Source organism: Streptomyces sp. NPDC002623, assembly GCF_053592635.1.
On the sequence record NZ_JBSFWB010000044.1, the window covers coordinates 13,748 to 36,460 of the forward strand.

23 protein-coding genes and 4 pseudogenes are annotated in these 22,713 nt (G+C 68.0%); 11 read left to right on the forward strand and 16 right to left on the reverse strand.

Features of this window, described 5'->3' with window-relative positions:
- The first annotated feature begins 211 nt into the window (after positions 1-211).
- Together ACWD4O_RS42185 and ACWD4O_RS42190 are read left to right on the forward strand one after the other, a co-directional pair.
- The gene (locus tag ACWD4O_RS42185) at positions 212-1,207 is read left to right on the forward strand and encodes an alpha/beta fold hydrolase (protein WP_451288354.1); all 996 of its coding nucleotides are present in this window, start codon (positions 212-214) and stop codon (positions 1,205-1,207) included.
- A 284-nt stretch (positions 1,208-1,491) separates the two neighbouring features.
- Positions 1,492-2,319 (forward strand): AAA family ATPase, encoded by an 828-nt coding sequence (locus ACWD4O_RS42190; RefSeq protein WP_451288355.1) that lies wholly within the window; start codon positions 1,492-1,494, stop codon positions 2,317-2,319.
- Between the two features lie 61 nt (positions 2,320-2,380).
- On the opposite strand, the gene ACWD4O_RS42195 is transcribed toward ACWD4O_RS42190, so the two are convergent.
- Positions 2,381-3,586: a hypothetical protein gene (locus ACWD4O_RS42195; RefSeq protein ID WP_451288356.1), complete on the reverse strand. Its 1,206-nt coding sequence runs from the start codon at positions 3,584-3,586 to the stop codon at positions 2,381-2,383.
- A gap of 274 nt (positions 3,587-3,860) precedes the next feature.
- A complete protein-coding gene (locus tag ACWD4O_RS42200; RefSeq protein WP_451288357.1) occupies positions 3,861-4,844 on the reverse strand; it encodes a hypothetical protein in 984 nt (327 codons plus the stop codon).
- An 842-nt stretch (positions 4,845-5,686) separates the two neighbouring features.
- Here ACWD4O_RS42200 and ACWD4O_RS42205 point away from each other — a divergent pair.
- Positions 5,687-5,959: a hypothetical protein gene (locus tag ACWD4O_RS42205; protein ID WP_451288358.1), complete on the forward strand. Its 273-nt coding sequence runs from the start codon at positions 5,687-5,689 to the stop codon at positions 5,957-5,959.
- Here the strand turns inward: ACWD4O_RS42205 and ACWD4O_RS42210 are convergent.
- On the reverse strand, positions 5,944-6,102 hold the full coding sequence (locus ACWD4O_RS42210; RefSeq protein WP_451288359.1) for a hypothetical protein: 159 nt from the start codon (positions 6,100-6,102) through the stop codon (positions 5,944-5,946). The two genes, ACWD4O_RS42205 and ACWD4O_RS42210, sit on opposite strands and share 16 nt — an antisense overlap.
- A 299-nt stretch (positions 6,103-6,401) precedes the next feature.
- Positions 6,402-6,869, reverse strand: a complete 468-nt coding sequence (locus tag ACWD4O_RS42215) for a MarR family winged helix-turn-helix transcriptional regulator (RefSeq protein WP_451288360.1) — start codon at positions 6,867-6,869, stop codon at positions 6,402-6,404.
- A gap of 67 nt (positions 6,870-6,936) precedes the next feature.
- Here ACWD4O_RS42215 and ACWD4O_RS42220 point away from each other — a divergent pair, with 67 nt between their 5' ends.
- Positions 6,937-7,371 carry a MarR family winged helix-turn-helix transcriptional regulator gene (locus ACWD4O_RS42220; protein ID WP_451288361.1) on the forward strand — a complete coding sequence of 145 codons (435 nt, stop codon included), beginning with the start codon at positions 6,937-6,939 and terminating at the stop codon, positions 7,369-7,371.
- A gap of 1,002 nt (positions 7,372-8,373) precedes the next feature.
- On the opposite strand, the gene ACWD4O_RS42225 is transcribed toward ACWD4O_RS42220, so the two are convergent.
- The 3 genes from ACWD4O_RS42225 to ACWD4O_RS42235 all read right to left on the reverse strand — a co-directional run bounded on the left by ACWD4O_RS42225 (position 8,374) and on the right by ACWD4O_RS42235 (position 10,048).
- The gene (locus tag ACWD4O_RS42225) at positions 8,374-9,171 is read right to left on the reverse strand and encodes an esterase/lipase family protein (protein WP_451288362.1); all 798 of its coding nucleotides are present in this window, start codon (positions 9,169-9,171) and stop codon (positions 8,374-8,376) included.
- A 183-nt stretch (positions 9,172-9,354) separates the two neighbouring features.
- Complete coding sequence (locus ACWD4O_RS42230) at positions 9,355-9,498, reverse strand: hypothetical protein (protein WP_451288363.1); 144 nt, start codon at positions 9,496-9,498, stop codon at positions 9,355-9,357.
- 202 nt (positions 9,499-9,700) lie between these two features.
- Positions 9,701-10,048, reverse strand: coding sequence for a hypothetical protein (locus ACWD4O_RS42235; protein ID WP_451288364.1), 348 nt, complete (start codon positions 10,046-10,048; stop codon positions 9,701-9,703).
- Between the two features lie 195 nt (positions 10,049-10,243).
- On the opposite strand from ACWD4O_RS42235, the gene ACWD4O_RS42240 reads away from it, so the two are divergent.
- Positions 10,244-10,723, forward strand: coding sequence for a hypothetical protein (locus ACWD4O_RS42240; protein ID WP_451288399.1), 480 nt, complete (start codon positions 10,244-10,246; stop codon positions 10,721-10,723).
- Here the strand turns inward: ACWD4O_RS42240 and ACWD4O_RS42245 are convergent.
- Together ACWD4O_RS42245 and ACWD4O_RS42250 are read right to left on the reverse strand one after the other, a co-directional pair.
- On the reverse strand, positions 10,690-10,899 hold the full coding sequence (locus ACWD4O_RS42245) for a transposase (RefSeq protein ID WP_451288365.1): 210 nt from the start codon (positions 10,897-10,899) through the stop codon (positions 10,690-10,692). The genes ACWD4O_RS42240 and ACWD4O_RS42245 overlap by 34 nt on opposite strands.
- A gap of 181 nt (positions 10,900-11,080) precedes the next feature.
- A complete protein-coding gene (locus ACWD4O_RS42250) occupies positions 11,081-11,506 on the reverse strand; it encodes a hypothetical protein (protein WP_451288366.1) in 426 nt (141 codons plus the stop codon).
- 252 nt (positions 11,507-11,758) lie between these two features.
- Between ACWD4O_RS42250 and ACWD4O_RS42255 the strand changes: the two are divergent.
- Positions 11,759-11,950, forward strand: a pseudogene (locus ACWD4O_RS42255) (aminoglycoside phosphotransferase family protein); the annotation flags it as partial.
- A 124-nt stretch (positions 11,951-12,074) separates the two neighbouring features.
- On the opposite strand, the gene ACWD4O_RS42260 reads toward ACWD4O_RS42255, so the two are convergent.
- Positions 12,075-12,545, reverse strand: coding sequence for a hypothetical protein (locus ACWD4O_RS42260; protein ID WP_451288367.1), 471 nt, complete (start codon positions 12,543-12,545; stop codon positions 12,075-12,077).
- 48 nt (positions 12,546-12,593) lie between these two features.
- Here ACWD4O_RS42260 and ACWD4O_RS42265 point away from each other — a divergent pair.
- Positions 12,594-13,062, forward strand: a pseudogene (locus ACWD4O_RS42265) (IS5 family transposase); the annotation flags it as partial.
- 449 nt (positions 13,063-13,511) lie between these two features.
- On the opposite strand, the gene ACWD4O_RS42270 reads toward ACWD4O_RS42265, so the two are convergent.
- The 5 genes from ACWD4O_RS42270 to ACWD4O_RS42290 form a co-directional block, all read right to left on the reverse strand.
- Positions 13,512-14,063 carry a GNAT family N-acetyltransferase gene (locus ACWD4O_RS42270; RefSeq protein ID WP_451288368.1) on the reverse strand — a complete coding sequence of 184 codons (552 nt, stop codon included), beginning with the start codon at positions 14,061-14,063 and terminating at the stop codon, positions 13,512-13,514.
- Positions 14,064-14,226: 163 nt separating this feature from the next.
- On the reverse strand, positions 14,227-14,442 hold the full coding sequence (locus tag ACWD4O_RS42275) for a hypothetical protein (protein WP_451288369.1): 216 nt from the start codon (positions 14,440-14,442) through the stop codon (positions 14,227-14,229).
- A gap of 602 nt (positions 14,443-15,044) precedes the next feature.
- Positions 15,045-15,395: a hypothetical protein gene (locus ACWD4O_RS42280; protein ID WP_451288370.1), complete on the reverse strand. Its 351-nt coding sequence runs from the start codon at positions 15,393-15,395 to the stop codon at positions 15,045-15,047.
- Between the two features lie 241 nt (positions 15,396-15,636).
- The gene (locus ACWD4O_RS42285; RefSeq protein WP_451288371.1) at positions 15,637-16,776 is read right to left on the reverse strand and encodes a winged helix DNA-binding domain-containing protein; all 1,140 of its coding nucleotides are present in this window, start codon (positions 16,774-16,776) and stop codon (positions 15,637-15,639) included.
- 317 nt (positions 16,777-17,093) lie between these two features.
- Positions 17,094-18,485, reverse strand: coding sequence for a hypothetical protein (locus ACWD4O_RS42290; RefSeq protein WP_451288372.1), 1,392 nt, complete (start codon positions 18,483-18,485; stop codon positions 17,094-17,096).
- A gap of 414 nt (positions 18,486-18,899) precedes the next feature.
- On the opposite strand from ACWD4O_RS42290, the gene ACWD4O_RS42295 reads away from it, so the two are divergent.
- Complete coding sequence (locus ACWD4O_RS42295) at positions 18,900-19,124, forward strand: hypothetical protein (RefSeq protein WP_451288373.1); 225 nt, start codon at positions 18,900-18,902, stop codon at positions 19,122-19,124.
- Positions 19,125-19,281: 157 nt separating this feature from the next.
- Here ACWD4O_RS42295 and ACWD4O_RS42300 read toward each other — a convergent pair.
- Positions 19,282-19,421: pseudogene (locus tag ACWD4O_RS42300) on the reverse strand (IS5/IS1182 family transposase); the annotation flags it as partial.
- Between the two features lie 246 nt (positions 19,422-19,667).
- Here ACWD4O_RS42300 and ACWD4O_RS42305 point away from each other — a divergent pair.
- The 3 genes and pseudogenes from ACWD4O_RS42305 (at position 19,668) to ACWD4O_RS42315 (ending at position 22,054) form a co-directional block, all read left to right on the forward strand.
- Positions 19,668-20,123: a hypothetical protein gene (locus ACWD4O_RS42305; protein ID WP_451288374.1), complete on the forward strand. Its 456-nt coding sequence runs from the start codon at positions 19,668-19,670 to the stop codon at positions 20,121-20,123.
- Positions 20,124-20,622: 499 nt separating this feature from the next.
- A pseudogene (locus tag ACWD4O_RS42310) lies at positions 20,623-21,680 on the forward strand (IS630 family transposase); the annotation flags it as partial.
- A gap of 71 nt (positions 21,681-21,751) precedes the next feature.
- Positions 21,752-22,054, forward strand: coding sequence for a hypothetical protein (locus tag ACWD4O_RS42315; protein ID WP_398394303.1), 303 nt, complete (start codon positions 21,752-21,754; stop codon positions 22,052-22,054).
- Positions 22,055-22,713 lie beyond the last annotated feature (659 nt).

A 22,713-nucleotide genomic window follows, 5' to 3' on the forward strand; every position in this document is an offset into this window, starting at 1 on the left:
ACCCCCGCAACCGCCCTCGCCCATCCTCGCCCACAGCATGTGCAGGGCCGCCTTCCGCCCCGTATCCAAGATCATCTGCCAACGCCGTGACCATGCGCCCCGGCAGCTCGCGCCCGTTCCCGAGCATCACTCAAATGACTGTATCTATCGCGCAGAGTAACCACCGCTCCAGCAGACTCGTCACAGGCCGAATCACCACCTGGCAAAAGGAATGGCCATGACAGCGAACCTGCTAAAGACTTCTCGCCGTGTGTGCGGTCTCGCTCTGCTGTTGCCCGCAGCCGCGCTCATACCCTCAGCCGCTGCCGCCGCGTCCACCGCCGACGGCGGCAGCGGCAGCGGCACCGGAGGGGGTAAACCCACCATCGTGCTGGTGCACGGCGCGTGGGCCGACGCCTCAGGCTGGAACCAGGTCATCAAGAGCCTGCAAGGAGACGGCTATACCGTTGTCGCCCCGGCCAACCCGCTCCGCGGCCTATCCGGGGACGCCGCCTACCTCGCCGCCTACCTCAAGAGCATCAAGGGACCGATCGTGCTGGTGGGTCACTCCTACGGCGGGGCGGTGATCACGAATGCCGCCACCGGCAATCGGAACGTGAAGTCCCTGGTCTACATCGCCGGCTTCGCTCCCGACACCGGGGAGACGACGGGCGAGCTGATCGCCAAGTTCCCCGGCAGCCACCTCACCGACGACCCCAGCGCCCCGGTGCCCACCGCACTCAATGCGGTCCCCATCCCCCTGGCCAACGGCGGCATCGACTTCTACATCAAGCCCGACAAGTTCAGCGATGTCTTCCTGAGCGACCGGCTGGATGCCACCACCGTCGCCGCCCTGGCGGCAGGCCAGCGTCCCGCCACCCCGGCCACCAGTACCGACCGCTCCAAGACCCCTGCCTGGAGGACCATTCCCTCCTGGTACCTCGTCGCCTCCGACGACCGCACCATCGGAACCGCCAACGAACGCTTCATGGCCAAACGAGCCGGCGCACGCACGGTCGAGGTCGACGCACCGCACGCAGCGTTCCTCACCGCACCCGACGCGGTGACCGACATCATCCGCGATGCCGCCCGCGCCAGGACTCCCCGCCTGGCCGATACCGGCCGCTCCGGCTCCATCGGGGTCATGGCCGGCACCGCCGGTCTGGCGTTGGCCACAGGGACGGTCCTGATCACTGTCTCCCGCAGGCGCCGCGCCTCGAACGGCTGACGCGGACGCAACCAGCCCACCCAGCGGCGTTCGCTCTGCGGGGCTGCGCCACCAACCTCACCGGCTGCTCGCGACACCTCGGTCCTTGGGCCGGCCAAAGAGGCCGTAGCGGGCCGTAGCGGGCCGTCGAGAACACAGCTTCTTCCCTGGTCGACTCCGCAACCCAAGTGCGGGCCGCCGCCGCACTCGGCAGGATGGGGGCCGTGCCGAAGAATCCCCCGGAATCGATGCAGCACCACATGCGCCGGCGTCTGAACCGCCACGCCCGCGCATGCTGGCCCCACGTGGACGCCATCACGGTCCGCTTCCGCACAGGATTCGCCTACGTGGCAGCCGAGTTGCCCGGCGAGAAGAGCCTGCCGCTGTGCCGACTGCGCTTCACCGGTGTGCTGCACACCTGGGGCTTCGCCCTCTACCTGGCCGGCAACGACAGCTACCGGGACAACATCCTGCCCAGCGGACTGCCGGCCGGCTCCCCGGAGGAAGCCCTCGACTGCGCAGGCAGCCTCTACCTGAACGCTCTCGCGCCGGCCATCCGGGTGTCGGCAGGACTCGTCCTCCTCGTCGGCCCACCAGCCTCGGGCAAGACCAGCTTCGTTCGGGCACTGGTCGCGCGCCGGCAGATCGACGCGGAAGCCGTGGTGTCCAGCGACGAGATCCGCGCGGAGCTTTTCGGCACCTCACCCGCACAAGCGGAATCCGACGCGGCGGACGCACGGATCTTCGACGAACGTGACCGCAGGATCGTCGCCAGGCTCGCCGCCGGACACAGTGCCGTCGCCGAGTCGACGAACGTCACGCCGCAGGCACGCGCACGACTCATCGCCATCGCGGGGCGCTTCAACGTCCCGGTGACCATGCTGCGATTCGACCCGGGCGTCACCGACCTCCTCCAGCAGTACACCGAGCGAGGTCGGACGGACCTCACCGCCGAGGACGTCCGCGCCTACGCCGCCGTCATGACCCGCAACGCCTGTGCCGGCCGACTCCGCTCCGAAGGCGCGACCACCGTTCACGATGTCCCCGGACGCCGTCAAGCGACCACGCCCGCTGAAGCCGCCGCGCGCTTCGCCTTCGCCTTCGCCTTCGCCTTCGCCTTCGCCTTCGCCTGACACATCCGACGTGTCCGGACCAGCATTCCAACACCCCTCCACGAACTTCCGCGGAGCGGCACTAGTAGACAGGCGTGAGGGCCGGGCGGTGGATGCCATCCGCCGTGGCCAGTTGCAACCACACATGGACAAAGGTCGAGGACGTCAGCAGACCGTTGGCTGTGAACGTGCCGGACAGGCCCTTCTCGCTCACCGGGTTGGTCTTGGCCACATTGAAGACCCCCGGCGGCTGCTCGACGATCACGAACCCGTGGCCGATCCCGGACGACGGGAACAAACCCCGGGCCGCCGCCAGGCTGTCAGCCGTGCCGACCCAGTCCCAAGTGACCATCGCAATGTCGCGGGACCACCCGGGCGGGTCGACGATGCCGAGGGACTGGCCGGGCGGGACCAGCCGGCGGTGGCGGGCCTCGACCTGTTCCGGCTGGGTCAGCACGGTGACGCCGACCGTCGTGAGAACGGCTCGGGCCGTGGTGGGTCGGGTGTCGATCCAGGAGCGGCTGTCGGCCGCCGCCGCGTTCAGTTGGGACCGGAGGGTGGCCAGCTCCGGGATGTCACGCAGCAGGAACGGCGGCTGGTCGCCCTGGTCGGACAGGAACCAGGTGCCGTTCGCCTTTCGGCCAATGACAAACGCGTGGTAGTTGCTTGACGGAGCCGGCCTGCCGGGTTTTCCTCTGACGTACCAGTGGATCTGGGCGATCTCGCCCGGCCGGAGGCCTGTGAGTTCGACGCTGCCGAGGATGTCGCCGAGCTTGTTGTACTGGGTTTGGTTCGCGGTGATGCCCATGGTCCGCATCGCCTGGTCGGCGGAGTAGAAGACGCGGCTGAGGGCGTCGGCCAGATCCTGGAACTGGGCCTCCGTCGCGGGCACGCCGGTCTGGAGAGCCAGCCTGACCCGAGCCACGGTTGCGAGTGTGGCGTCGTACTCGCCGACGTTATTGAATCGCCGGTCGACGCCACTCAGGAGCTGGGTCCGGTGGTTGAGCATGAACATCTGGGCGGCGTCGCACGCCGAGATCATGTTGCCGTTCGCGACACCGGGGCTGCCGAGCTCACGGTCCCATACCAGGAACGCGGTCAGCAGCGACGCCGGTTCGCAGGTGCCGCCGCGCTGGGCGAAACCTGGAATGGCGTCGCGCTGAACGAGCCTGGCCACGGCGGCATTGCCTACCTGGCGTTGCAGGGCGACCAACTGGTGCTGCGGGCGCGCCGCCCGGGCCGCAGCCACCGGATTCGGCTCGGTGGGCTTCTCCGCGCGTTCCAACATGTCGCCACCTCCGACCGGCCAGGATCCGTCGGCTGCCGCTGTGGTGGAAGGTCCGAACGGGCGTCGACACGGGCAGCGCCGACTGCCCGGCGCGGACCAGGTCGTCTGTGACGGTCGCCCTGAAGGTGGACCGGTAAAGACAAGACGGCCTGCTGCCCGCCCCCTACCGGCGGGCGTGGCCACCACCGCGGCCACGGCCGACGACCAGGCGGGGGATCAGGCGGGGGATCAGGATCAGGCCTCCCCAGCCGAGCAGATGCCAGCGTTGCGGGGACTACTGCTGCCCTGTGATCCGTCGGTACAGTTCGGAGAACTCCCGACGCGTGGCGTTGAGCCGCAGCAGGGCGGTCGCTGCCTCCTGCCGGACGAGCAGCAGTTTTTGATGGTCCGCCATCCTCTCTTTCTTCGACTTCCATGTGTAGGCGACGGTCTTGCCGAAGTAGGCGGCGACCATCACGCCACCGGCTATGAAGAGATCGTCTGCCCACTCCTCGCCGGTGCGCCTTCCGTCCCAGTTCCACACGGCTTCGGGGATGACCTGAAGTTCTCGCAGGCGGCTGTCGCGGTCGGCCAGCACTTTCAACAGTTCTTCGTTCTCTTCCAGGGACAGGAGATGCCGGATGGGTTGAACGAGTTCTGCGGCGGCAAGCGCGCAGTAACTGTCGAAATGCTCCTTTGCCCGGTCGGACCAGGTGACTGCTGCCGTGGGAAGGTCCATTTTCCGACTGATCAGCGCAATCGCAACAGCTCGCCCGGCTGCCTTGGTGTGGTTCTCTGCGACTTCTTTACTCTTCCAGCCGAGCTTGTCGTGCGCCCAGGTTTGCTTCCGCTGGCCGATGGCCGCTTCATAGCCCTCGAAGGCGCTTTCCAGATGTGTGACCGCCCTGGCACGATGCCAGTTCTTCCGGCGCTTTCCGCGCTCGGCCCGAGCATCCTGCAATGCCCGGCCGGCAGCCCTCGATTCCCCGTCCCCCAGGGTTTCGAGCATAACGGCTGTTGCAGTGTCGAACAGTTTGACGCCGGCGACGACCTCAAACGCTTCGACCATGAGGAAGCCGGATTTCGGGTAGACGATCTTGATGGCCTTTTTCGTCAGTTTCATCCCGAGAGCGCTGGCGATGGCAAGTCCGGCGTCCACGGAGTAGTTCAATTCATCCTCGCCCAACCGGGGCATCAGGAATTGCGACTCCTTGCTCTCCGGGTCGGTGTGGATTCCCAGCACGGGAAGAAGGGCCGTGTCAGGCTTATTTTCTGCCATCGAGTAATGATATCCAATCGGCCCCGGGACGGTGGGCTGAAAAGCAGCAGTGCTGCCGTCCAACGGCGGCTACCGAAATCGCCGCACCACACCCCAGCACCAGTCACGCTAGTAATCGTCGCGGGCTTTCATCTACCAGCCATGCCACAGGGGCACAGGTCATCTCCCAGGAGCGCGTCTGCCTGCGAAAAGGCACCTCTAGGCTCACAGGAATCACAGGCATGACAGGCATGACAGATAGAGGAATTTCCGGCCCCGGGTTCCGCCAGACCTGCCGCAGGTCTCGCCCGGGCATCTGGGTCTGAGGGATTGCCGAGGGGGGAGGATCGCAGGGTCGGCCGGCTCGGTGGCGAGGGTGAGAAACGCGGCGAGGTCGGCGGCGGCCTCGGGTTCGGCGGTGGCGAGCCGCGCCGCGAGCGCCAATTGGTCGACGCCGGTGGCCAGGACCAGGCGGGCGAGTTCGGCGAGCAGCGCGGCGTGGGCGAACAGCTGGGGCGGCAGGAGTTCGGCGGCGGCTTCCCCCGGGCGGCCGGATCCGCGTACTGCCCGCGATGCGCGGCCAGGGCGCGGGCGAGCCAGGCGTCGACGTCGTCCTGGACGTACCCGCCCACGCGGCGGGTGAGTTCGTCCCGTACGGCTTCGTCGCCCTGGCGGGGCTCGGTCTGCTCCAGTGCCGAGCTCGCGCAGCGCCTGGAGCTCATCGGCGCGGGCAGCGATCCGGGCGACTTCGCGCAGTTCACCCGGGCGGACGGCGTCTGCGGCTTCGGCGGCGAGCTCCTCCCGGACGTGCGGGTCGGTGTCTGGGGGCGTAGACCGTTTCCGGGGCCCGCGGCGGCGAGCAGATGGTCGATGCGCTCCCACTCCGCGAGCTCTGCCCACCCGCGTTCGTCGTCGGCGAGGTGCTCGTGGCGGGAATCCTGGCGCGCACCGAAGCGAGTGTCATCGAGGGCCGCCGCGACGGCGCCTGCGGTCATCCGCTTCGCCCGACAGCACACCATCTGCCGACCGATGTGCGCGTGGTCGACCGGCTCGCGAGGCGCGGCCGCGCGACGCAGGTCCTCCTCCGCCGCACCGGCCTCCAGTATCTGGAGGACCTGCTTCACGTAGGCGAGTGAGATCGCCTGCTGATGAAGCGGTCGCGGCCGTCGTCCAACTGCCAATACACCTGCACGTACCGCTTCAGCTGGCCGACCCCGATTCCGCGTCCGCGGGCGTCCTCGCGCACCGCGACCGCCTTGATCTTCGCGTACTTGAGCATCGACAACAGCGCGTGCTGCTCGTGACCCGGCCGAGCAGCACATCGCCACTGGTGGCCAAGTGGTCGGCACTGGCACAACATGAGCATGCAGCGACCTGGTTGCAGGCATGGGAGGACCTCGGTCGTGCGCCGCGGATCTTGGACGCGTACGCACGGAGCCTGGCCGAGTATCTGGCGCTGTGCGAGCGGGAGGGCGTCGATCCGCCGGCTGCCAGCCGGGCGCATGTGTGGTGTTCGTTCGCGAGTTGACGTCGCGCCCCCGCCCGGCGTTCCGATGTTCCCACCGCAGCCAGGGCGGCTCAGCCGCGCCCCAGCTCCCGGAACCCCTCTGCGAACCGCGCGAACAGTCGTGCGAACTCGGCGCGTTCACCCTCCGACCAGTCCGCCGTCACCCGCTCCACCATCACTCGGCGGAAGTCGTGCGCCTGCGCCAGGGCCGCCCGGCCCGCGGGGGTGACCGCCAGCGGTGCGCGGCGCCCGTCCGCCGGGTCGCCCCCTCGCCGTACCCAGCCGGCCGCAACAGCCGACGCCACCAGGCGGCTCGCCCGCGGCTGGTCGACCAGCAGCGCGTCGGCGACGCCTCGCACACCGACCGGCTCCCCCGCCTCCTCGGCCGCCTCCACCACGTCCAGGACGTCGAACTCCGCGCCGCCGCCCTGGGGCGCGCCGGCCCTGGCGAAGCGGGACAGGGTGCGCCGCGTGATGCTGCGTCGCATGGCGACCATGGCCCGTTCGATCACCGCCACGTCCGCGCCGGCCTTGCCCATGCCCGACCTCCCGATACATACTCAATGACAACTACTTGTCATTCTACATCTTCTACGGGAGGCGGCCATGACCCGCCCGTCGCAGCTCAAGCCCATCGGCTTCTACCTCAAGCACCTCGACACCCTGATCAACCGCGAGTTCGAGCAATCTCTGGCCGACCGCAGCCTGACCCGTCGCCACTGGCAGGTCCTGCACGACCTCGCCGCCACGGGCCCGCACGACGCCGCCACATTCGCCGAGAAGCTGCGCCCCTTCTGGGGCGAGGACACCATCACGCTCGCCGAGGTCACCTCCGACCTGGGCGCCCGCGGCTGGATCACCCACGACGTGAGCGCCGGGACGTACACGGCCACGCCCGAGGGCAGCGAGGCCCACACCGAGATCGAGAAACTCGTCAAGGCGACCCGCACCCGTCTGACGACCGGCGTCACGGACGAGGAGTACGCCGGCACCGTCACCGTCCTGGCGCGCATGTGCCGCAACCTGGAGCGCGGCGACTGAGCCGCACCGGCGGGTACGCGCGGATCAGCTCTCGCGTGAACTCCCGGACCCGCCCACCAAACCGGGACCAGCCCCGCCACTCAGGCGACTCCCGATAGAAGCAACCATCGTGGCGACGACGCGGACTACGTGCAATCGAGTGCATGCCCCGCCGTAGCAGCAAGAGGTGACTCTGTGGACGAGCTGTTCGGGCGAGACGCGGAATGCCGACGGCTGGCGGCTGGCGGCTGGCGGCCACTCTCGATGACGCCCGACGGGGCTGAGCGGTGCCCTCGTGCTGCATGGCGTCGACGGCGATCCGGTGGGCCGGGAGGCGCGCAGCGGGGGCCTCGTAGCGTTCCGTGCGCTGGGCGTGGTCGGTTGTGTACTGGTCCCAGAACCACCGTTCCCGTACGAGGCGGTCGTGGGTGTTTTCGTCACCCCTGGGCGGGTGGAACCTCGCAGATGCGGGCGTGGGGCGCGGTGGCGTCGGCGAGTTCCTTTGCCGCGGGCTCCGGGGTGGGAGTGGGCGGCGGGGACAGGTCTTCCATGATGAACCTTCAGAAGGCGCCGACACGGCGCGGCTTCAGCCGACTGCTGGTTCGCCATTCGGCCGGCACCTGGGACGAGGAATCACGCACATCGCGTGGTACGGGCCCCGGATCACTATGGGGTGGGGTGTGAGGGAGCTCCCGCTCTGTCCGTGCCTCGTTCCTCCTCCCGCCGTCTGTGTGGCGCCTGGACAAGGGCTCCGGCGCTGATCGGCATGGGGACACGAATCGCGAGACCGGACTGCGTCTCGCGGACGAGTTCGTCGCAGTGATGCGCGCTCAGAGCCGCGCGGCCCGAACACCACAGGACCCTCCCTGCGGCCGGCCACCCGCTCTGCGCCCGGAGGAACAGCCATAGCCACAGCGGCGGCGCTGGTCCATTCCGGGCGTGAGCCGACCGGACCGCGTCCCCTCCGTCTGGCGGGCCTCGCGTGATCAGTGGACCGACGCTGCCGCGTCCAGAATGACCTTATTAACGGCATCGGGCCGGGTGAGGCTCACGTCGTGGGCGGCAGGGATCGTGGTGGTTGTGGCGCCCGCGCTTGTCCATGAACTTCTGGCCCGCGGGCGAGATGGCGTGGTCGTTGAGAGTGACCAGGTCCCAGCTCGGGATGGCCTTCCAGGCCGGTTCCGCGTCCAGCGGTTCGGCGAAGTCGCTCTGCGACAAGGGACGCTGGGTGAGGGCGAGTTCGGTCGCCTCGGTCTTGGAGTTGTCGTTGTCGTTGTCGTTGGCGTTGGCGTTGGCGTTGGCGTTGGCGAAGACTCTCTGGAAGTCGTCCGGACTGATGTGAAGGTCGGAGTTGGTGCCACCCGGCGCGGAGGCATCCGGGTACTTGCGGACCACCAGCGTGTCAGGGGTCAGCAGCGAGCCCGGGTACTTGTCCGCGGGCAGCACGGTCGCCGTGCTCTCCCCCTTGTCGAGGGCGAAGGCGGCGACGTAGACGAGGGCCTTGACGTTGCTCAGACCCGTGGCGGCCTTGGTGATGACGGCCCCGCCATAGGAGTGGCCGACCAAAACAGCGGGGCCGTCGATGGTCTGCAGGAACCAGTGGATGTAGGCGGCGTCGCCGGACAAGGATCGCAGGGGGTTGGCCGACGCATACACGGTGGAGCCCAGGCGACGCAGTTGCGTCACCTCGGTCGCCCAGCTGCCGACGTCGGCGAAAGCGCCGTGGACCAGCACGATCGTCGGCTTGGTACGAGCAGTCTCGGGGCGGGCGGCGTCCGCGCCCCCGGCAGTGGCCAGGGTGACAGCTGCGGCCAGGGTCAAAGCGGCGGCCGGCAGGGCCGTTCATCTCCAGGGGCTCGACATGGCGGTCACGGCCTCTCCTTCGGTCGAAGTGGCGACACCGCGGATGTTTCCCCTGCCCCTCTCTGGGCCATCCCGTGTCACGCGTAGCGGCGAAGGGGGCGATCACGCGCTCCAGGACCACGTAGTGGCGCTGACCGCCGACTACGAGCCGCGCGGGATGGCGCGGTGTGCGTCTCGGCGGAAGGTGATGTCGAGCGCAGTCTCCGCGAGCAGCCAGGGAGCGTGCCGCCCCGGAATCCGCCGGGCGGCCGCGGCCGCCGGGAGAAGTGACAGGAGAACGGCCATGACGCTGCTCGGTCGCAAGGCCGGCGTCCCCACCACCGACGTCCGCGGCAACATCACCAGCCACGGGCCCGGTCCACCATCGCCAGCCAGCTCTCCAACGCCAAGGAGCCCATGACCCTCTTCGAACTGCAGGAATGGCTGAGCCACCGGACTCCCGAGGCGACCACGCACTACGCACTACGCGAAGATCACCCAAAACACCCTAGCCAGGGCGGCCTACAACGACGCTGGCTACTTCGTCAGGAACATACGCACCATCGGAGTCCTCGTCGACCGCGACGCGGTCGCCTCCGGTGCCGCTGCCAGCGGCGAACCCCGGCAGTACTACGACCTCGGCCACGGCTGGTGCACCTACACCTTCTTCGAGCAATGCCAGCACCACATGGCCTGCGCAGGCTGCGACTTCTACACCCCGAAGGAATCCAGCAAAGGCCAACTGCCGGAGGCGAAAGGCAACCTGCAGAAGATGCCGGCCAATATCCCACTCACCGACGATGAACGCGCCGTCGTCGACGACGGGCAGACCGCCCTCGACAAGCTCCTCGATCAACTCGCCGACGTTCCAACCCCCGCAGGGCCGACACCGAGCCAGATCGGCGCCCCCGCGACTGCCACTCTGCTGCCGGTCATCGACGTCACCACGGTCACGCGATCATGCCGACCAGGTGAGCCGTGCTGAGGACCCTCGAGCATTATCCAGGTGTGGGCTGGCACGAGAGATGCCAGAGTCACCGACGTGACCTTGATGAACGTGCTCGTCGACTTCGCCCGGACCGGCCGTATCGGCCCGCTTCACTGCGGCATGCCGCTGACCGAGGCCGAGGATCTCCTGGGTCCAGGACGCCCGCACCCCGCTATCCGGATGAGACCGGATATTGACGGCTACCCCCACGCCTGGAACGGCCTGGAGCTGGAGATCACCCAACGCCTTGTAAGCGGAATCTGCATCAGACTCCGGCCAGGCCCGACGACCAAGTTGCCGCCGCTGGTCTTGCCCGAATCAGACTCCTACCCGTCCACAGTGCTCAGAGAAGACCTGATCGCCGGCCTTGATGCAGTCGACTGCCGCCACGACGTCAACGACCGCCTCACGTTCGGAGAGCAATCCAGCATCCTTACCCAACCCGCCAACGTCTGCGCGGTGTTCTTCACGCCTGGCCGTGACGACGACGTGCCCCATCGTGAACGCCTCTATCTCGGCGTGATCCACAAGCACACCGCTTGACATCTTTGATTCCACAGAAACGGCGGGAAGCCGGCGGGCATCGCCCGCCACTTGATGCCGTTGTCGACCAGGTAGCAGATCGCATCGAGTACCGCCCGGTGGCAGTACGCCTCCGGCTGCCCGCCCCGGCCGCGCAACCAGCCAGGCGCCGGCAGCAACGGCCGGACCGCCGCCACTCCGCGTCGGTCATGCCCGTCGGATAGCGCGACTGCCGAAACCCGTTGCCGGCGGCGTTTCCGAACCGGTGAGCCAGACAGTCACTGAAAACCCCGCGACCACCCAATCTATGCCTCACCGGCCAGCGTGGGTGGGAGCGCCGGGCTTCGGGGACCATGTGTGACCGGGAGTGGCGGTGCGTCAGCAGTAGTCGAGCAGGCTGTAGACGTTGTCCCAGCCCCACTGGTCCAGGTAGACCTCGCTGACGTAGACGTTGCGGTTGCCGCTGTCGTCGTCCGTGAGCAGCCAGTAGCGGCTGCGGCGCCCGTTGTCGGAGTAGTAGACGCCTTCCTTGATGCAGTAGAAGTAGTTCGACCCCGCATACAGCCACCCCGCGTGAGTGGAGTCGTAATAGTCGGGGGTCCAGTGCGTCCACTGATTGACCACCGTGTTGAGGTACACCTTGGGGTACGCGGCGGCTTTGGCCGCTGTTGCGGACGTGTGAACCGAGGCAGCCGCAGCCGTGCCGGAATCAGCTGTTGCGGCATGCCCCGCGCCTGCCGTACCCATCACGAGGCCGGCGGCGAGCAGACCTCCAAGAAGGCGGCCCCGCATACGAGTTCGCATCTGAAATCTCCCTGTTCCCGAGGGCTCTGTCGACCGAGAGACTACGAGGCGCACGGTCGGCTGCCTTCTGGTACCTGTCAGGTTGTGATTCCGCTCTTTGGCTGGTATGCCGTGACACAGAGGAGACCGCCGAGCCTGCCACGCCGCCGAGCCTGTTCTGTGGCATCGCGGACGTCGCCGATGGTGAACACCTTGGAAGCGCCGCGATCCGGGCGCGTCACCGCGGTGCCCGCGGTCCACCGCCGACTGCGGCAACCCGGCGGGGTGCTGGCCGCGGCCGCGAACAAGCGGCTCTACTGGCGGGTGCGGGACGGGCTGGCGTACTCAGAAGAAGTGCAGTTGGTGGCCCAGCTATGGCGGGAGACAGGTAGGACAGAGTTGTCGACGCGAGCCGTGGAGGAGCGTCTGGATGCCTATGTCACCGCCCTGATGGACTCGTCGGGCTGGGCCAAGACGGTCAAGGGCACGGCACCAGCCTCATCGTTCACCCCTCAAACAAGTGGGGAATCGAGTAGGCCCCGGGGAATTTTTCGGGGCCCTGTCCGCAGTTCCGTGGCGGAGTTCACGACTATTCGGCGTTCCGGAGGCCGGCTTCGGTGACCCGCCGGTGGTACTCGGCCTCAGCGGTCGTGTCCAGGAAGGTCACCGGGTTCCACCGGGCCCGGTCGTAACCCTCGCTCTCACGCCAGGGGCGCACGATGCCGCAGAGTTGGTTCCAGTACTCCGCGATCATGGTGAGTCGCCGCTTCTTCTCAGCGATCCGCTCGTCCTCGGTCGGCGAAGGGCTGGGAGCGGACGGTGGGGCCGGACGGTTGCGGAGACGCCCTCTGCGGGGGCCTCGGATTTCTGACTCAATGGCCAGCACGAGGGCGGACACAGCTTCAGTGAGGGCTGCGACCGCGCGGCGCTCCTCCGTGCCGCCATCGTGGACGCGTTCCAGTGACTCCAGACGCGGCATCAGAAAATCTATGATCGCCCAGGCGTCGTCCGCCGTGACGTCGACGGCATGGTGCAGCGTGCGCTCCGGATCGGTGCTCACCAGCGCAGTTCCCCTTGTCGGTATGGGCGTCGGCCGCGTAGAGGTGGGATGCAGTTGAGATTGATCATTCGTAAACAGCCTGACTGTAGGCGACGTGCCGGAACGGGACCGAAGCGGGTCGAGGGCCGGCCTAGGGTGCCGGACCACCAGGCTTTGTGCGGCGTCTTGTTCGTGCTGCACACCGGCATCCAGTGGAGTGTCTGCCCCAGGAACTCGGCTTCGGGTCGGGCATGATCTGCTGGTGCCGCCTGGCGACCTGGAACGAGGCCGGCGTGTGGGATCAGCTGCACCAGCTGCTGAACAAGCTGCGGTCGAAGAACCAGCTGGACTGGTCGCGGGCGGTGATCGACTCCTCCCAAGTCCGGGCCGCACGGCCGGGCCCCAAAGCGGTGCCGGCCCGGTCGACCGCGCACGTCCGGGCAGCAAACACCACGTCATCACCGACGGCCAGGGCATCCCGCTCGCTGTGTCGCTGACCGGCGGCAACCGCAACGACGTCACCCAACCGCTGCCCTTGAAGCCGGTCGGAGCACACACCCGACACCCCGCAAAGCCCAGCGCGAACAGCAGCCGAAGTTCCTCCACAGACTCGAACCCGCGACGCCGCCCGCACCGACCTTGAACCGCATGCCCCGGACAACGCCCCCGCACCAACCGGTCATATCGACGCCGGCAGAAACGGCTCTGATCCAACTGGCCGTTGACACTGGAAACTGGGGCATGGGATTCGCCGCACGGCCGCCTGCGACCGCCGCCAGCCCCTGACCTCCCCCTGACCGGATCGCGCCCGACTTGTCGGCCCCCTCGGCAAACCGGCGCCGCCGCCACGGCACCGGCGAGAACGACCCCCTCACCGCAGTCACACTGCACGGCAGCTCCGCCCGCGGCACCGTCACCATCGCAGAAGCCCGGGCAACACCAGCCGAAGCGGACCGACTTCACGAGTCGGCTCCTGAACCGGCGAGTTCAGGAGCGGGAGAAGTACTCCCGGTCGAGGATCGCGTGGACGACGGAGTCCCTCCACTCCCCCGCCTTCAGCACGTGCTCGCGAATCGTGCCCTCTTCGACCATCCCTGCGGCGCTCATGGTCTTGGCGGAGGCCTCATTGAGAGGAGACCGGGCACCCCAAATACGGTGCAATCGCAGGTCGTCGAAGCCGACGCCCAGCAGCAACCGCACCGTCTCCAAGCCGTAGCCCCGCCCCCACACGTCCGGGCGCAGCGCGAAGCCGAGGGTGGCCCCGCGCGACTGGTGGGGATCGAGGGCCAGGCGGCCGGACCCGATCACCTCGGCCCGTTCCGTCTCGACGACGGCGAGCGCGTACTCCGTGCGAGGCGTCGCCACAGCCGCAGCGATCGACACGGCCACGAACTGTTCGACCTGTTCGCGGTTTCGCGGTTCGAACGAGAGGTGCTCGGCGGCTGCGGGGCTGCCGTACACGGCGAGCACCGCCTCCACGTCCGCGACGGCGAGTTCCCGCAAGCCCAGACGTTCGCTGGAACGCGTGACCGGGTGCATGCCCCGGACTCTACCCGCGCAGCATCACAGGCCGGCCGGGAACGCTTCGATCCCCGCGCGGAGATCACGTGCGGCGGCGACCTCCGTCCAGGGGGAGCCGACGGTCAGGGCCTGCCGGACGCACACGACGGAGACGACGACGACGTCGTCGTCGCGATGCGAGTCAGGCAGACACGCAGGCAGGCAGGCAGATCGAGCACCAGGCGGACGGCGTCCGCTGCGCCCTCCGCGTACCGCTGAACAGTCGGGCGCGCACGAACTCGCACAGCGATCCCGCGACGCCGCCGAACGCCCGGTTCCTGGCTTCGGGGTTGCCGAAGCCCGCCACCGCTTCCTCCGGGAGGGCGGTGAGCTGCGGACCTCCGCGGCCGAGGCGCACCTCAGACTCCACCGCGCAGCAGATCTGCTGCTCGCAGGCGCAGGCGAGCAGGCCGCCGAGCCCACCCAGGCCGTCCGCAACGACGCTCCCCCACCGACCCGTTCGCCCGCCGGCTCACAGCACGCACGGTCTGCTCGTCACCGAGCACCGCTGCAGCGCGCGGCCGAAGGCCAAGCAGCCACAGACCCACCATTCCACGAAAGCCCACGGCGAGGCGGGCACCGAGGCCAGCACCCTGACCGGCCTGCAATATCCGCCCGGCCGCACAGCGCCCGTACCTCGACGCCTACAGCCACGTCATCGCCCGGAGCGGCACGCCTGCGTCCCGGCCCGCTCAGGCCGCCCGAGCCTGCTGACCACGGGCGGCGTCGGGAGCGGGCGGCAACCGCGCCGGCGACGCCGCAGATCCGTGCCCCTTCCGGCCGGCCGGTACTCCGAGCGCACCGGTCATCCAGGGTCGGCTGCTGCTCACCACCCGCTGCCCGGCTGCCCGCTCCGTCCTGCGGGCCGCGCGCACCCACCACAGGAGCCGGCGAGCGCCGCCGAACGGGTGAGGCGTCCCCCGTCAGCTCGGCGGCGGGCCGAGCCAAGGCCCGGTCCCGTCAAATGCGGGCGACCTGGACCTCGCCGACGTCGATCAACGCCCGGCGCAGCCGCTCCGCCCCGGCCGGGCGCTCGGTCGCGGGTAGGACTGCGGCGGTCTGGAGCAGGGTCCGGGCGTGCCGACAGACGTCGGCGTCGTACAAGGGGCCGGGGGCGGGACAGGTGAGCAGGTGCGCGGCCAGGAGCAGGGCATCGGGGCTGCGTGGGTGGCCCGCCGCGCGTTCGGCGACGGCACCGGCGCTCCCCTGCGCCGGGGTGTGCCCGGCGCTGCGTCGGCCCAGGGTCAGCCACGCCTCGTCCCCAAGGACTCCACCGGTGGCCGGCCGGCTCCTGCCCGTCAAGGACGGCATCGACCAGATGCTCGAACAACTCGCCCTCACCCGACGAGGAACGCGACGCCCTCGAAGGCGACCGCACAGCTGTCGCCGCACTCGCCGAACGCCTCGCCGACACTCCCACTCCCACTCCCACTCCCACTCCCGGCGGGCCCACCCCCAGTGAGCCGGGGAACCACGTCGCCTTCATCCCGCTCACGCGGCTCGCCGACACAGTCACGCCAACACCCGTCCAGTACGTAACGTGGCGGCGCGGTCAGCCCGTGACGATCGTGCTCTCGACGCCGGGAAACCCCTTGTCCCACCAGTGTCCGTAGCGGCGGTAGACGGCCGGATCGCGGTCGGCGAGCAGAGCCGACAGTTTCTCCGCCTCCTCGGTCAGCCCCTGCCACACAGCCTTGCCGAGCTTGTGGAAGGCGGTCAGTTCCAGTCCGCCGTCGACCGCGCGCCACACTCCAGCGACCTGCCCGTCGACGAGCAGACAGGGCAGCATGTCCCCGTTGCGCCGGACGACCAGAGGCCGGTACTCCTGGGGCAGAACCCGCCCGGGGACGGCATGGGCCAGCAGAGTGCTGTCCCACATCGGCAGCAGCCTCGGCGGCGCCGGGGTGTCCTCGTCGGGCACGGCAGCGCCTGCCAGGTCGAACAGGGCAGCGCGCCCCGGACCCGCCACCCGCACCACCTGGTCTCCAAGCGCGTGCAGCGCCTGGGCAATCACCGGACGCCCCAGCAAGGTGAACCGGGCGAAGTCCTGGGCCGACGCGGGCCCGAACGCCCGTAGGTAGGCGAGCAACAGTCGCTGCACCCCGGTTGTCGCTTCCCCCGGCGCGGGCCCAAGGGCCGTCGGGGATGCGAGGTAGGCGTGCGGCTGGGTGAACGACCACGGGCCGCTGGTCGGCACATGATGTATCGGCGCGTACGTCCGCAGCGCCCACCACACGCGGTGCGCGTGCTCGCCGAACCGCCCCGTGACCTCTTCCTCCACCTCGGCGCCGGTGCGGGGTTGCGCCAGGAACTCCTCAAGCTTCGGGAGCAGTGCGTCCGCGTCGGCGTGGGTCAGTTCTGTCGAGGTGAAACGGCGGTCGTACAACCGCGACGCCCGCAAGGTGCTCAACATGGCAGCGTGGTACGGCGCGTAGTCCTCGGCGTGGACGGCGTGCAGCGTGATCCGCATGAGGGTCGCCTTCACGATCCGGCGGTCCGCGAACGCGGCGTCGAGATCCTCGGGCGCGAAGTTCTCCACGCGGTTCCACAGCGCCAGGTACGGCGACGCCGGCGTCTGTGCCTGCAGAGCACAGACACGGCGGACGGCCTCCGCCACATCGAGGCGCCGGCGTTCGAGCAGGAGCTGACGGTCCAAGGTGGCCAGGGCAAGCTGCCGCACAGTAAGGATCACGCCCGGATTATGCCGCCCCTGGTCGCCCCGGCGCCGACCGCCCGTCAACCCGCCCCAGAACACCAGCAGCCCACCGCGATGCCGCCCGGGACAGAAGTTCGAGGTCTGGAACATCGCCGGAATCCCGGCCTCGACCGCCTGACCTGCATGATGACGGACTTGGTGGACACTGAGGTCTAGGCCCGGAAGATCGCCAACGAAGACTGGGGTGGGCATGGGACGGTGACTCACCCGACCACGGCCCGGCTGGTGATGTCACCAGCCGGGCCATGGTCGTTCAAGCCGTCAGGAACTCCGAGATCAAACAACCTACTGAGTCAGGAGTCGACTTCCGGGGGCGTCATCATGCCCTGCTCGGTTACCCGGAGGAGTTCAGTGAGCGACAGAGCCGAGTGGGGGAGCCAGCGGCGTCCTTCGGGGTCGTGCTCAGCGTCCTCTTCCCAGGGACCAGCCTTCCAGGTATCGATGACGGAATCGCGCGTTCCTTCGGTGACGGGGAGCCACGCGAGAGTGTCGGCCTCGATGCGTCCTGATGACGCGCGGACTGCGTTGACGAGCTGCTGTTCGCTGAGCCGGGTCCGCACGTGAGCGAAGAAGTACGCGGTTGCCTCAAGGGCGTAGAAACCGCACCACGAGAAGACGATGTGGTCGTAGTAGTCGGAGCGGTCCGTGAGGCCGATCTCCTCTTTCAGAGCCCGCCTCGCGAGCTTGAACCACGATTCCACGCCCTCCTGGGGGGCGGGCCAGTTCATGGTCTCGTGGGCACCTGCCTGGTGGAAATCCGCCCAGACACGCTGCCCCTTCGGACGGCCGATGACCATGAGCGTGCCGGTGCGGCTCTGGACCGTGACGTTGATGGCGATGTTGGACCTGGGGGCGGACCTGATGATGCGGCGCAACCCTTCTTGTCGGCCGTTGGTGTACTTGCCGTTGAGGATCCTGTTCCGGACCGCTTCGTAGGCGACCTTGTCAGCGCGCATGTAGTTGCGCAGGGCCACGTGGCGCGAATAGACGGAGTGGGACACCTTCAGGTGCAGTCGCTCGCTGCGGGGGTCTTGCTCCCGATCGTCCACCTCGTAGCTGACCAGAGCAGGGCATGGGCTGCCCAGGCCCTCAGCTTGGGCCTCGGCCAGCAGGCGGTCGAACAGGTCATGGTCGCGGATCCAGTCTTCGCGCTGCCCGTGGCGGGTCAGCTCGGTCGCCCAGTCCACGATCTCGATCAGCGCCACATTCCGGTCCTCGATCATGGGGCGCGCCGGGTTCCATGTGGAGATCCGAAAGAATCCGAGGTCCTCTGGGTTGAACGGGCTGAGCTGATACGTCTTGGGCTCCGCTCCGAGGAAGGCTCTGGTGAAGTCGATGGTCGGGGCGATCTTGCCTGCGATCTTGGCGCACCGGCTCAGTTCGTCCTCCACCGCTTGGAGGAAGCGCTGACGCAGATCGAGATCCACCGGCAGGAGCCGACAGTTCGGCTTGAAGATCAGTTCGATGCCTTCGAGTGCCATGCCTAGGGCAGGATGCCGATCGTGTACGAGCTGGGCGAGCCAGGTGAGGTTCAGCGCGAAGGCCGCGCTGTACGGGCCGAAGCCTCCATCCGGCACCTGCCTCTTCGGTGCGCCTGGCCTGGGTCTGCGCTTATTGATCCTGTCGCATTCGTCCCGCACCGCATTGCGGAATTCGGCACTCAACTGGGCATTCAGGGTCGGCACTTGACCTCCCATCAGGTGCCATCAGCGTATAACTCACATACCTCATGAATCTAGGGCACGTGGGTGCGCCGACAATGCGCAGGTCAGGGCGTCGCGGTTACCCACGCAGTCGACTCGAAGATTGAACACGAGGCCGGACAAACACCATCGCTATGGGGGCGCGTCGGAACAATGCGCAGGTCAGGGCATTGGCGGGTGCCGGTGGACATCCACCTGAAAGGCTTCCATCCACGCACGATCAAACGCGTGGCCGGATGGGCACCACCACCCTGAGGGCGCGCCCGTTCCATGACAGTCCGCCCTCGAAGTAGTGCGGGCCCGCCGACCCTGGCCTGGTAACCCTCGTGCCGGCGGACCCGCCAACCCACCCGACTGGCGGTCGGCTGCGCCGACTGACAGCAGAGAGGCGGAACTGTGACCTACCTGGGCATGCCCACCATCGGCGCCGCACTCACCATCACCCTCATTACGATCGCCTTCCTGATCTCCTGCTGCGCGGCGCTGATCGCAGGCTTCCTTGCCCGCCTTCAGCATGCCGACGCCAGCACGATCACCAAGAATGCCGGGGCGGCGTTCGCATCGACCCTGACTCTCTGCATGGTCGTGTTAGTCGCGGCCGGCGTCCTGAACGGCAGCTGACCAGGCGAGACCGCCCTGCTACCCGTCGAAGTCGCGACAGGACGGTCCAGTTCCTCAGCCGCACCCTGACGTCGACTGAGCTCCTCCGATAACCGAGCAGGGCATGATGACTCCCCCGGAAGTCGGGTCCTGGCCCACCCCACTACAGTAACCAGAGTCAGACGGCAGCGGCTGTGACCATGCCGTGGAAGACGCACTCAGGCTCGTCATAGCGCGTCGCCACGGCGCGGAAGCCCTCCAGCCTGTTGATCACCGCTCGACCTCGTTGCGGCGCTCGTACACGGTGCGGTCGAACCGGATTTTCATTGCGCCGCACACTTTGACCGATCCACTTTTGATCGCATTCATCATTGAATCGTGCGCGAAATGTAAAATCCTGCCGACTTGCGATCAGGATTGCGGAGTGCTGCTCTGGAATAGGCAGGGGGTAAAGGGCTAAACGATCCGGGCCCGAATGGGTGGCGTTCAGTCGAAGGAGGGGGGGGCAACGCGTCGTGTGAGGACGGGATGCCCCGCGCTGCGACCCGCTATCGGAGGTTCACGATGACACAGGTCTCTTCTGCCCGCATTCCACTACGCCAGATCATGGCCGTGCTCTTGACGGCCGCCCTGACGTTCTCCCTCTCGGTGGTGCTCACCGTCACCTCGACGAAAGAAGCAGCCGCCTCGTGCTCCGCCAGCCGGTTCAACGGAACGTGGAGCTCGTCCGACGCGAGGCTGAAGCGTATCGACGTATGGCAGGGAGAGGACTGCCACCTGTACGCCAGGGCCTGGTCCGTCTGCGAGAACGACTCGTCGCATATCTGCAGCTGGGGAAACAGGAGAATGGGAGACAGTCCCGAGCCGAACTTCCAGTTCGTCGGATACAACTGGAGCAACGCCGATGAGGTGCTGCACCTGCGGATGCAGGACAGGTCTCACATCTCGGTGTGGGACAGCACCGACTACCACAACGGTGAGAAGGTCAGCTTCACGGTCACGATGTACAAGAGCAGTTGAGCCCGAGAAGGGCAGCAACTTCGCCCGCGCCGCTACTGGACGAGGCCCCCTACCAAGACAGGTGGGGGGCCTCGCCGCTCGTCCCCCGCCCCCGACAGGATGCGAACCGCGCCGGGGTGGGCCCCTGTTCGCGGATATATGCATGCTGCAGGGTGCCCCAATCAGTTGCCATGAGCAGCTCTCTGGCCGTCGAAGGCAGTCCAGACCAGATGGGGGCGCCACGTTCCTCGTCTCGATTCGTCACATGCACGCCCTGCCGAACAGCACTGACAACCGGTTGCACCGGGGGGTCTCCGCAGGCATGTCTCGCCTGTTGCAGACCTTTGGACAGTTCTGTGATCTACCCTCCACGAAAGCCAGGCCGTTTGAGAACCCCGAACCTCCGTCTTCTCAGACGGCCTGGAATCCCAGCAGGTCGACGGCTCGCTATTGAACTTGATCGGGTGATGTCGGGTTGTTCGCCGGACAGCAGACAGGTGTCTTCGGTAGTCCTGGTGAGGTGAGATATCCGCAGGGTCGCGGCTTGACCGACGCCGAGAGAGCCGCGCGAGAGCGGGTCCGGCTCCAGGCCGTGACTGGCTTCGAGGCTGGCGGGAAGAACCGGGAGATCGCTGCCGCGCTGCGAGTTTCGGAGCGGTCCGTGGAACGCTGGCGGTGCCAGTGGCGCGAGGAGGGCCTGACCGGGTTGGCGTCGAAGGGATCACCCGGCAGGCCTCGACTGTCAGACGCGCAGAGGGCCAGGCTGGAACGGGAGTTGGAGCGTGGCCCACTGGCCCACGGGTGGGTCGACCAACGGTGGACACTGGCCCGGGTGAAGACGTTGATCGGCCGCCTGTTCCACGTCTCGTACACCGTGGAGGGCACGTGGCGGCTGCTACGGCGGCACGGCTGGTCCTGGCAGCAGCCCGCCCGGCGCGCGATCGAGCGCGATGACGATGCGGTGGAACTGTGGAAGCGGGAGGTCTGGCCGCGGGTATGAGCACCGCGGCGGTGAACAACGCCTGGGTGGTCTTCGAGGACGAGGCCGGCCAGTCGATGACGCCACCGCGCGCCAGGACCTGGGGCCGCCAGGGCAGCACCCCGGTCGTCCGTGTGCGCGGACGTGGTACGGGCCGTGTGTCGATGGCGGGGATGACCTGCTACAAGCCCGGCGAGCGGTCCCGTCCGATTTACGCGATCCGCGAGTACCGGGGCCGCAAGGACGAACCGAAAGGCTTCGGCTGGAAGGACTACCCCGACCTTGTCACCCGCGCCCGCACACAGCTCGGCGGCCCGATCGTCCTGGTGTGGGACAACCTGCGCATGCACCTGGTCGCGCCACTACGGGAGTTCTTCGAGGCCAACACCGCATGGCTCACCGCGTTTCCGTTACCGACCTACGCCCCGGACCTCAACCCTCAGGAGGGCGTCTGGTCGCTGGTCAAGCGCGACATCGGCAACCTCGCGGCGGCTGACCTCGGCCAGATCACCCAGGCAGTGAAACGCCGGCTCAAGCAGATCCAGTACCGCCCTGATGTCGTCGATGGCTGTCTCGCCAGCACCGGTCTGAGCATGGATCCGGGCCCTGACGGATGCGGTGATGCAAACGCCCGACCGCTGGCGGCACCAGGTATGGCAGCATCACCGCCATGTCTTTGCTGACCTGGGACTACGACGGTGATCTGTTCTGCGCCCTCACCACCGAGACGGGTGCGGGCGAGGGCCGGATGACACATTTCGAGCTCAGCGAGGCCCGCATGGTTCCGGGCCGAGCCTCTTCTATGCCTGCTTCACCTGCTCCAGGGCCGACAGCTGTGACGGTGCTTGTCTACGCGCCCGAGGAGGAGAAGCCGGCAGAGGTCTACTTCGACGCAACGCAGACGCTGCCGTTCGCCGTTCTCCAGCACTTCGTGGCGCTCGTCGCCTCACGCCTGGCAAGCACAGGATCGTAGAGCAGCCGTCCTGGCAGCACGGCGAGACCCTGGGCCGACATCACGAGTTCAAATTCAGTAACAACAGCCCGGAGCTTCTGCTCAGGCCGCGTGCTCCAGCTCCATCGCGCCCGCTGCCTCCTCGAGTTGTCCCGCGGCGGGCTTGTCCTGCCTGCCGCTCGCTCGGCACGGGCCTGCCGCAGTGCCAGGGCTCGGGAGGCTTCGGATTCGCGGCGGCGCTGCATGCGGTCGCTAAAGCGGACCCCACGCGGCACGGCCATCCGACGCACTCGGTGGAGCGGGTCCACACGGGCCGCGCCTCCGCTCCGGGCGTGGCCTGCGGCATCGGCAGCGTCGTCAACAAGGGCGCGCGGGCACCGATTCGGCGACGGCTGCCAGGACCGCAACAAGGCGTACGGGAAGCCACCCGCGCCCGGGTCGCAGCCGACATCAAGACGTACGGCGCTCCCAGCCGTTCATCGTCACGCTGCGAAACCACGGCACCGCGTCCTCCCTCGACGACCCGATCGGCACCATCACCGCCCAGGGCGGCGCCCACCACCACCTCGTACGCCCCACCGAGAGTCTCCTCGTCGACGACTGCGAGTACCGGCCGCTGACGGTCGTGGAGAACGCCAGCGACCCAGGGCTTCCCGGGCCACCACCGCTGCGCCGGGAAA